Raw genomic sequence first — 9738 nt, forward strand, 5'->3', positions numbered from 1 at the left:
GGCGGCGGGGGCTGCTGGCCCCCCTGTCCCCGCCGTTGCCACCCGTCGGACCGCCCGTGTCGCAGCCGCCGGAACCGCCCATGCCCCCGCCCGAGCCACCCATCGGGCCGGTGCACGAGGGGCTCGGCGACGGCACGCCACCACCGGTGTGCCCGTGGCCGCCGTTGGCGCAGGAGTTGCCGAAGGCCGGGTTCGCGGCGCCCGGAGCGTTCACCGTGTCGCCGCAGACGTTGACCGGCACGTCGACCGGGACCTGCACCGCGTTGCCCGACCCCAGCCCCGGCGAGCCGTGCGCGCCGCCCTGGGCGAGGCCGCCGGAGCCGCCGCCGGAACCCCTGGTCTCACCCGACCCGGCGGACCCGTGCGAACTACCGGAGCCGTTCCAGCTGCCGGAGCCGCTCGACCCGCCGGACTCACCCGAGCCGCCGCGCGGCGAACCGCCGACGTTGGCGCACTTGTTGCCGTAGGCCGGGTTGAGCGCGCCGATGATGTTGACCGTGTTGCCGCAGGCGTTCACGGGCACCGCGACCGGCACCTGGATCGCGTTGCCGGAGCCCACGCCCGGCGAATCGCTGGCCGTGCCGCTCGCGCCCGAGTCGGCGAAGGCGGAGCCCGCCGCCAACCCTGCCGTGATACCCGCGGTGGAGGCCAGCACGCTCCCGGTCGCCATGACCGTGAGCAACCCGCGTTTGGCCGCTTGTCGCATGTGTTGCCCTGCTCTCAGTCGTGCTCGTGGTTCTTGCTTCTCGCCCCGTGGCCCCCGTACCAGTCCCAACGAGAGTGAGCCCTGCTGGGCACGGTTGACTCCACATCAACTCCACAAACGAGAGTCCGGACGGAACGAAACGGGCACGGCCCGCGAGGAGTGGCGCCTCCTGGGACCGTGCCCGCTGTCACGTACCGAGTCGGTGATCCGGAGGGTTCCGGCTCACGCTCAGTTGTTCTCGCAGTGGTTGCCGAACGCGGGGTTAAGCAGACCGATCACGCTGATGGTGTTGCCGCAGACGTTCACCGGGACGTGGACCGGCACCTGGATCACGTTGCCGGACAGCACGCCCGGGGAGCCCCAGGCCGCACCCTGAGCCTGGGCACCGTCGTTGGCGCTGGCGATGCCGGCGCCGGCCAGGCCGAGCGCACCCGCGGCGGCGACGACGGCGGCGATCTTCTTGACCTGCATGGTCTCCTCCTTCAGTGGGAACAGCCCGTTCGGTGAGCTGCATATGGGTGAACGACGCTGCGGCAAACGGGGTACGTCCGCCCAACAACCTTCACCCGCTGGAGTGAGAAGTCCGAAAGCCAGCACGAATGCGGCGGTACCGCCCGTGCTGCCGGTGCCCGACGGTGTCGGCCGGGCACCGCAGGGCTCAGCAGGCGTCGATGAACCGGTCCAGCACGCGGACGCCGAACTTGAGCGCGTCGACCGGGACCCGCTCGTCCACGCCGTGGAACATCCCGGCGAAGTCCAGGTCCGGCGGGAGCTGCAGCGGGGCGAAACCGAAGCAGCGGATGCCGAGGTCGGAGAAGGCCTTGGCGTCCGTGCCGCCGGAGAGCGTGTACGGCACGGCGCGGGCGATCGGGTCCTCGGCGCGCAGCGCCTTCTGCATCGCGTCGACGAGCGGCCCGTCGAAGTCCGTCTCCACGGCCTTGTCGCTGTGCACGTCCTCGCGCCGGACGCGCGGGCCGAGGACGGCGTCGAGCTGGGTGAGGAACTCCTCCTCGTAGCCGGGCAGGAAGCGCCCGTCCACATGCGCGGTGGCCTGGCCGGGGATGACGTTGACCTTGTAGCCGGCGCCGAGCATGGTCGGCTGCGCGGTGTTGCGCAGGGTGGCGCCGATCAGCTTGGCGATACCGCCGAGGCGCTCCAGCGTGGTGTCCATGTCCTCCGGGTCGAGCTCGACGCCGAGGGCGTCGGAGAGCTCGTCGAGGAAGTGCCGCACGGTCTTGGTCACACGGACCGGGAACTGGTGGCGGCCGAGACGGGCGACGGCCTCGCACAGCTCGGTGATGGCGTTGTCCTTGTTGGTCATCGAGCCGTGCCCGGCGGTGCCGTCGACGGTGAGGCGCATCCAGTGCATGCCCTTCTCCGCCGTCTCCACCAGGTAGAGCCGCAGCTGCTCGTTGACGGTGAAGGAGAAGCCGCCGACCTCGCCGATCGCCTCGCTGACACCCTCGAAGAGCCCGGGGTGCTTGTCGACGAGGTGATGCGCGCCGTAGACGCCGCCGGCCTCCTCGTCGGCGAGGAAGGCGAGCACGATGTCGCGCGGGGGCTTGCGTCCGCTGCGCAGCCGGTCGCGGACGACCGCGAGGGTCATCGCGTCCATGTCCTTCATGTCGACCGCACCGCGGCCCCAGACCATGCCGTCGGCGATCTCACCTGCGAAGGGGTGGTGCGTCCAGTCGTCCGCGTTGGCGGGCACGACGTCGGTGTGGCCGTGGATCAGCAGGGCGGGGCGGGAGCGGTCCTCACCCTCGATCCGTGCGACGGTGCTCGCGCGGCCCTTGGTGGACTCGATGATCTGCGGCTGGAGACCGAACTCCGCCAGCTTCTCGGCGACGTACTCGGCGGCGGCGCGCTCCCCCGGGCCGGAGTTGTCGCCGTAGTTGCTGGTGTCGATCCGGATCAGGTCCCGGCACAGCTCGGCGACCTCCGCCTCGCCGAAGCCCTCCCCTTGACGGCCCGCACCCACTGACTCGCTCACGCTGCTCCGCCTCTCTCCGAAGATCTCTTCGTGCCCCATCCTCCACCGGGCTCGCGCGGGGCCCAAGTGCGCCACCCGCGTGCGCCTCGCATCGACGCAGGTCCACGGCATGATCACGTCCAGGAATCGGGTTTCGGAACCACCGCTGATCTTTGCTATGGTTAACCCCGTCAGCGAGCGAGGCCGCAAGGCCGAAGCAAGCAGACCACTCCGATGCGCGGGTGGCGGAATGGCAGACGCGCTAGCTTGAGGTGCTAGTGCCCTTCGGGGCGTGGGGGTTCAAGTCCCCCCTCGCGCACGCATCGGATCGGCCCTCCCGGCCTCGCCGGGAGGGCCGATCGCTTTTTCCGGAACTCTTCCGGCACTCTTCCGGCGCTCTTCGGGCCAAGGCGTGTGCGTGCCTGCCGGGTTCCGGCCGCCCGAGCGCTTCTCGGGGTCAGGCCACCGGCGTCAGGCCACCGGCGTCGGGGCAAAGCGGCCGGAGACCGCGAGGTCGGCCTCGATGCGGGCGGCGGCGGCGCGCAGCGCCGGGAGGACAGTGGCGCGGCACTCGGCCAGGGACCGACGGGCCGTGTGCATGGAGACGTTGACCGCCGCCAGGACGCAGCCGTCAGCGGCGTGGATCGGGACGGCGATCGAGCGCAGTCCCTCCTCGAGCTCGTCGGTGACGACGGTGTGGCCGTCGGTCGCGGTCCGGGCGAGTGCGGTCGTCAGCGCGGCGGGGTCGGTGAGCGTGTGCGCGGTCAGCGGCCGCAGGTCCTCGCCCGCGAGGAGCGCATCGCGAGCCCCGGGTGGGAGGGCGGCGAGCAGAACCCGGCCCATCGCGGTGGCGTAGGCGGGAAATCGGGTGCCGACGCTGATCCGGACCGACATCACGCGGGAGGCTGCCACGCGCGCGGTGTAGCGGATGTCGTGACCGTCCAGGACCGCCATGGATGCCGAGTCGTGGACCTGGGCGACCAGGTCGGCGAGGTGCGGCGCGGCGAGGTCGGCCAGGGTGAGGCCGGAGAGCGGGGCGTAGCCGAGTTCCAGCACGGTCGGGGTGAGGCGGAAGCTCCTGCCGGTGGCGGTGACGTAGCCCAGGTGTTCCAGGGTGATCAGGGCGCGGCGGGCGGTGGCCCGGGCCAGGCCGGTGGCCTCGGCGACGGCGGAAAGGCTGAGCTCGGGCCGGTCGGCGCCGAAGGCGGTAGGCACGAGCAGGCCGCGGGCGAGGGACTCGATGAAGTCCGCTCCGAGCTCCCCCTTCGAGACGGCGGCCGCAGCCGCGCTGCGGCCGCCGGTCGACGACACGGCCGGGGACGAGGTCGAGGTCGGGGTCACCGTCGGCGACGAGGCCGGGTGCTGCTCGCGCGGCGCGCGGAGCACCGACTCCATCTCGTCGCGGGCGGCGGTGAGCGCGGGAAGGAGGACCTCCCGCAGGTGCGGGGCGCTGTGGCGGCTGGTGTGGCTGACCACGCTGACCGCGCAGACCAGCGCGCCGGTGGCGTCGTGGACGGGCACGGCGAGCGCCACCAGGCCCGACTCGATCAACTGGTCGTCCAGGGCCCAGCCGTCACGGGCGGCAGCCTCGGCCCGTGCGCGCAGGTCGGGTACGTCCGTCCCGGCTGCAACAGTCCGTCCGGTCGGGCCAGTCGGGCCGGTCGAGCCGGTCGGGACGGTCGGGACGGTCGGGACGGTCGAGCCAGTCGGGACGGCGGGGAACGACTCGGGCCCGCGCGCGGACCACGCCGTCCAGTCGTCCTCGCTCCACCGCGCGGCGAACAGCGGTCCCGGGGCGGTGCGTTCGAGCGGCAGCAGGTCGCCGATGCGGAAGCTGAGCGAGAGGGTGCGGCGCCGGGTTGCCTGGTGGACGAAGCGGATGCCGGACCCGTCGGGGACCGCGAGGGAGACGGACTCGTCGAGTGTGTCGGCGAGGCGGTCGGCGAGCGGGCCGAGCAGGTCGGGCAGGCGGACCGAGGCGAGGTAGGCGTTGCCGACCTCCATCAGCGCGGGCGCGAGGGTCGCGGTGCGGCCGTCGACCCGCAGGTAGCCGAGGCGCGCGAGGGTCGCGGCGATCCGGTCGGTCGTGGCGCGGGCCAGACCGGTGGCGCGGGCCAGCTCCCCGAGGGTGAGCGACTGCTGCGGCGCCGCGGTGAGAGCGCGCAGCACCGCGACGCCACGCAGGAGCGGGCCGACGGCTTCGGCGGGGGCTTCGGCCGCCACTGCGGCCGGGGCTTCCGTCGCGGCTTCGTCGCGGAGGGCGGGCATGGGCGGACTCCCGGTGGGGTGTTGACAGCAGTTCCCCGCGAGCGCAGACTGCGGGCAACGTTCGCTGTGAACAATAGTTCACCTTGCGAACACTGGCAAGCAGCACGGAACTCCAGGACTGAGGACTGCCCATGGACAAGGTCCATCCCAGCGCCGCTGCCGCGGTGCACGACATCCCTGACGGCGCGTCGCTCGCCGTCGGCGGCTTCGGCCTGAGCGGCGTGCCGGACACGCTGATCCAGGCCGTTCACGCGCTCGGCGTGACGGACCTGACGGTGGTGTCGAACAACTGCGGCGTCGACGGCGGCGGGCTCGGCGTGCTGCTGGCCGCCGGGCGGATCTCCCGGGTAACCGGCTCGTACGTGGGCTCCAACAAGGAGTTCGCCCGGCGCTACCTCTCCGGCGAGCTGGAGGTGGAGCTCGTCCCGCAGGGGACGCTGGCCGAGCGGCTGCGCGCGGGCGGCTGCGGCATCCCGGCCTTCTTCACCCCGGCCGGGGTCGGCACCCTGGTCGCCGACGGCGGTCTGCCCTGGCGCCACGGCGCCGACGGCGGTGTCGCGGTCGCCTCCCCGGCCAAGGAGGTGCGGGAGTTCGACGGGCGTGAGTGTGTGCTGGAGCACGGCATCACCACGGACTTCGCGCTGGTCCGCGCCGCCCGCGGCGACCGGCACGGCAACCTCGTCTTCAACAAGGCCGCCCGCAACTTCAACCCGCTCGCCGCGATGGCCGGGCGGATCACCCTCGCCGAGGTCGAGGAGCTGGTCGAGCCCGGCGAGCTGGACCCGGACGAGATCCACCTGCCGGGCGTCTTCGTCCAGCGCGTCGTCGAGCTGACGCCGTCGCAGGCCGCCGCCAAGGGCATCGAGCGCAGGACGGTGCGGACCCGATGAGCTGGACGAGGAACGAGATGGCGGCCCGCGCCGCCCGCGAACTGACCGACGGCTCCTACGTCAACCTGGGCATCGGCCTCCCCACCCTGGTGCCGGGCTTCCTGCCCGAGGGCGTCGACGTGGTGCTGCACTCGGAGAACGGCCTGCTCGGCGTCGGCCCCTACCCGACCGAGGACGAGGTCGACCCCGACCTGATCAACGCCGGCAAGGAGACCGTCACCGTGCTGCCCGGCGCGGCGTTCTTCGACTCCGCCCTCTCCTTCGGCATGATCCGCGGCGGCCACATCGACACGGCGGTCCTCGGCGCCATGCAGGTCTCCGCCCGCGGAGACCTGGCCAACTGGGTGATCCCCGGAAAGCTGGTCAGGGGCATGGGCGGTGCGATGGACCTGGTCCACGGCGCCCGCAGGGTGGTCGTGCTGACGGAGCACACCGCCAAGGACGGCTCCCCGAAGCTCGTCGAGGAGTGCACCCTGCCACTCACCGGCCGCCGCTGCGTCCACCGGATCATCACCGACCTCGGCGTCCTCGACGTGACCGAGGCGGGTCTGGTCCTGGTCGAGACCGCGCCCGGCGTCACGCCGCAGGAAATCGCCGACCGCACCGCCGCGCCCGTGGCCGTCACCGACGCCGTCGTCGGCGTCGGCGTCGGCGTCGGCGTCGGCGTCGGCGTCGGCGTCGGCGTCGGCGTCGGCGTCGGCGTCGGCGTCGGTGACGGTGACGGTGACGGTGACGGTGACGGTGACGGCGGCGACACCGCTGACACCGCCAACACCCGGGAGAGGTGACCGCGCCTCATGTCGCCCACGCAGCAGGAGATCTCCGCCGAGATCGCCGCCCAGGCCGCTCCCACCAGCGGGGCCTTGCACCCCGAGCGTCGCTACCCGCCCTACCGCAGCAGCCTGTTGCGCCACCCGAGCCAGCCGGTCGTCGCCCTCGAGGACCCCGACGCCGTCGAACTGTCCGGGCCCGTCTTCGGCGTCACCGACGTCACCGAGCTGGACGCCGACCTGACCCGGCAGCACCACGGCGAGCCGCTCGGCGAGCGGATCACCGTCACCGGGCGCGTGCTCGACCGGAACGGCCGCCCGGTGCGCGGCCAACTGGTGGAGATCTGGCAGGCGAACGCCTCCGGCCGCTACGCGCACCAGCGCGACCAGCACCCCGCCCCGCTGGACCCGAACTTCACCGGCGTGGGGCGCTGTCTGACCGACGACGAGGGCGGCTACGCCTTCACCACGATCAAGCCCGGCGCCTATCCGTGGCGCAACCACACGAACGCCTGGCGCCCGGCCCACATCCACTTCTCGCTCTTCGGCACCGCCTTCGCGCAGCGCCTGGTGACGCAGATGTACTTCCCCGGCGACCCGCTCTTCGCCTACGACCCCATCCTGCGGTCCGTCACCGACGACGCCGCGCGGCAGCGGCTGGTCGCCGCCTACGACCACGAGCTGTCCGTCCCCGAGTGGTCGCTCGGCTACCGCTGGGACGTCGTCCTCGACGGTCCCGCCGCCACCTGGACCGAGGAGGGCCGCTGATGCTTCCCACCCCTTCGCAGACCGTCGGCCCCTTCTACGGCTACGCCCTGCCGTTCCCCGACGGCGGCGTGGTGGCGCCCGCCGGCCATCCGGCGGCGATCGTCCTCCACGGGCGGGTCCTCGACGGTGACGGCGCGCCGATCCCTGACGCGCTGCTGGAGTTCTGGCAGGCCGCCCCGGACGGCGGCCGCGAGGGCCGGCCCGGGTCGCTGCGTCGCGACCACACCACGGGCGGCTACGCGGGCCGCGACGGCCTCAGCTTCACCGGTTTCGGGCGCGTCGCCACCGACGCCGACGGCTCCTGGACGCTGCACACCCTCGCGCCGCCCGCCGAGACCCCCTACCTCGCGGTGTGCGTGTTCGCTCGCGGCCTGCTGCACCACCTCTTCACCCGGGTCTACCTGCCGGACGCGCGCCCCGACGACGTCCTGCGCCGGATACCCGTCGAGCGGCGCTCCACGCTGTTCGCCCAGGAGGAACGCCCCGGGTTGTTCGGCTTCGACATCCGGCTGCAGGGGGCCCCGCACGAGGAGACGGTCTTCCTTGACCTCGCCTGAACCGAACCGCGAGCCCACGCCCGAATCGGCCATGGACGCCGCCGACCTGGGCCTGCTGAACCCGGTCGGGGTCGGCTCCCCCGCCGCGGCGCTGACCGGTGACCCCGCGTTCCTGCGCGCCATGCTCGAGGCGGAGGCGGCGCTCACCCGCGCACAGGCCGCGCTCGGCGTCGTGTCCGCCGACGCCGCCGACGCGGTGGCGCAGGCCGCCGCGCGCCGGCAGGACTTCGACGTGCGCTCACTGGCGCTGCGGGCGCAGGCGGGCGGCAACCCGGTGATCCCCCTGGTCGCGGACCTGCGCGCGGCCGTGCCCGCACAGCACGCCGACGCCGTGCACCGCGGCGCGACGAGCCAGGACATCCTCGACACGGCGACGATGCTTGTCGCCGCCCGCGTGCGGAGCGTGCTCCGCGCCGACCTGGACCGGATCGCCGACCGGCTGGCCGTCCTCGCCGCCGAGCACCGGGCCACGCCGATGCCCGGCCGCACGCTGACCCAGCACGCGGTGCCGACCAGCTTCGGGCTGAAGGCCGCCGGCTGGAGGAGCCTGGTCCTGGACGCCCGCGACCGGCTCGCCGCACTGTGCCTGCCCGCCCAACTCGGGGGCGCGGCCGGAACCCTGGCCGCCTTCGGTCCGGCGGGACCGGCGCTGGCGGACCGGTTCGCGGACGAGCTCGGGCTGGACCGGCCGTCGCTGCCGTGGCACGTGCTGCGCACGCCCGTCGCCGAACTGGGCGCGTCCCTGGCGTTGGTCGGCGGCGCGCTCGGCAAGCTCGCCGCCGACGTGCTCGTGCTCTCGCGCACGGAGATCGGCGAGCTGGCGGAGGGCTCGGGCGGCGGTTCGTCCGCGATGCCGCACAAGGCCAACCCCGTCCGGGCCGCCCTCATTGCCTCGGCGGCACGGCAACTGCCCGCTCTGGCCTCGGTCCTGTTCTCCGCGATGACGGCCGAGGACGAGCGGCCCGCCGGTGCCTGGCACGCGGAGTGGCAACCGCTGCGCGAGGCGCTGCGCCTGGCCGCGGGGGCGGCGGCGCACGCCGTCGCCCTGGTGGACGGCCTGCACGCCGACACCGCCCGGATGCGCGCCCACCTGGACCTGACCCGGGGACTGATCGTCTCCGAACGCCTGCTGGACGCCCTCGCCCCCGCTCTGGGACGCGGAACCGCGCGCGCCGTCGTCACCGCTGCCTCCCGCGAGGCCGTCGCCGACGGCGTCGAACTCGGCACCGCGCTGGCCCGGCAGCCGGAGCTGGCGGCCCGGTCGGAAGCCGCCCCGCCCCAAGCCGCGCCGTCCGAATCCGCGCCGTCCGAATCCGCGCCGTCCGAATCCGCGCCGTCCGAATCCGCGCCGACGGCCGACGCTGCCGACGCTCACGCCGTGCCCATCCCGGCCCTGCTCGACCCGACCGGATACCTCGGCGCCGCGCCGGAGCTCACCGACCGCGCGCTCCGCCGCCAACCCGCCCCCGACGAACCGCGCCCCGTGCGCCCGGACCAGCACCAGGACCTGAGCCCGTGACCCAGCCGCCGCACCGCCCTGCCCTGCACCATCGCACCGACGGCCGCCCCGACGCCCCGCCATTGCTGCTCGGCCCCTCGCTCGGGACCTCGCTCGCGCTGTGGGACGGGCTCGTCCCCGCCCTGGCCCGCACGCACCGCGTGGTGCGCTACGACCTCCCCGGCCACGGCGGCACCGCCGCCACCGCCCTCCCGTCGCTCGCCGGGCTCCCGGCACCCGGGACGGCAGGCGCGGCCGACGGCCCGACCGCCACCACCGTCGCCGACCTGGCCGCACTCGTCCTCGCCC

9 protein-coding genes, 1 tRNA gene and 1 pseudogene are annotated in these 9738 nt (G+C 73.9%); 7 read left to right on the plus strand and 4 right to left on the minus strand.

The window, feature by feature from the left end; genetic code table 11:
• The 3 genes from TR49_RS46585 to TR49_RS14145 all read right to left on the minus strand — a co-directional run.
• Positions 1–670, minus strand: a 670-nt coding sequence (locus TR49_RS46585; RefSeq protein ID WP_236653357.1) for a chaplin, incomplete at its 3' end; no start/stop codon positions are given.
• Between the two features lie 264 nt (positions 671–934).
• Positions 935–1177 carry a chaplin gene (locus TR49_RS14140; RefSeq protein ID WP_042381498.1) on the minus strand — a complete coding sequence of 81 codons (243 nt, stop codon included), beginning with the start codon at positions 1175–1177 and terminating at the stop codon, positions 935–937.
• A gap of 187 nt (positions 1178–1364) precedes the next feature.
• Entirely contained in the window at positions 1365–2699 is a 1335-nt protein-coding gene (locus TR49_RS14145; RefSeq protein WP_236653358.1) for a M20/M25/M40 family metallo-hydrolase, read from the minus strand.
• Positions 2700–2914: 215 nt separating this feature from the next.
• On the opposite strand from TR49_RS14145, the gene TR49_RS14150 reads away from it, so the two are divergent.
• Positions 2915–2997, plus strand: a tRNA-Leu gene (locus TR49_RS14150).
• A gap of 152 nt (positions 2998–3149) precedes the next feature.
• On the opposite strand, the gene TR49_RS14155 is transcribed toward TR49_RS14150, so the two are convergent.
• Complete coding sequence (locus TR49_RS14155; protein ID WP_042381503.1) at positions 3150–4946, minus strand: IclR family transcriptional regulator domain-containing protein; 1797 nt, start codon at positions 4944–4946, stop codon at positions 3150–3152.
• A 131-nt stretch (positions 4947–5077) separates the two neighbouring features.
• Here TR49_RS14155 and TR49_RS14160 point away from each other — a divergent pair, with 131 nt between their 5' ends.
• From TR49_RS14160 to TR49_RS45525, 6 genes and pseudogenes are all read left to right on the plus strand, one after another.
• Positions 5078–5836, plus strand: a complete 759-nt coding sequence (locus tag TR49_RS14160) for a CoA transferase subunit A (protein ID WP_042381504.1) — start codon at positions 5078–5080, stop codon at positions 5834–5836.
• Positions 5833–6453, plus strand: a pseudogene (locus TR49_RS14165) (CoA transferase subunit B); the annotation flags it as partial. The gene TR49_RS14160 and the pseudogene TR49_RS14165, both read left to right, overlap by 4 nt.
• Positions 6454–6633: 180 nt before the next feature.
• Complete coding sequence (pcaH, locus tag TR49_RS14170; RefSeq protein WP_042381506.1) at positions 6634–7374, plus strand: protocatechuate 3,4-dioxygenase subunit beta; 741 nt, start codon at positions 6634–6636, stop codon at positions 7372–7374.
• Complete coding sequence (gene pcaG / locus TR49_RS14175) at positions 7374–7931, plus strand: protocatechuate 3,4-dioxygenase subunit alpha (RefSeq protein WP_042381507.1); 558 nt, start codon at positions 7374–7376, stop codon at positions 7929–7931. Before pcaH ends, pcaG begins: the two co-directional genes overlap by 1 nt.
• A 31-nt stretch (positions 7932–7962) precedes the next feature.
• A complete protein-coding gene (pcaB, locus tag TR49_RS14180; protein WP_042381510.1) occupies positions 7963–9450 on the plus strand; it encodes a 3-carboxy-cis,cis-muconate cycloisomerase in 1488 nt (495 codons plus the stop codon).
• Positions 9447–9738, plus strand: a 292-nt coding sequence (locus TR49_RS45525) for an alpha/beta fold hydrolase (protein ID WP_042381511.1), incomplete at its 3' end; no start/stop codon positions are given. The genes pcaB and TR49_RS45525, both read left to right, overlap by 4 nt.

Origin of the sequence: Streptacidiphilus melanogenes, from assembly GCF_000787835.1 — a bacterium.
Lineage (GTDB): Bacteria > Actinomycetota > Actinomycetes > Streptomycetales > Streptomycetaceae > Streptacidiphilus > Streptacidiphilus melanogenes.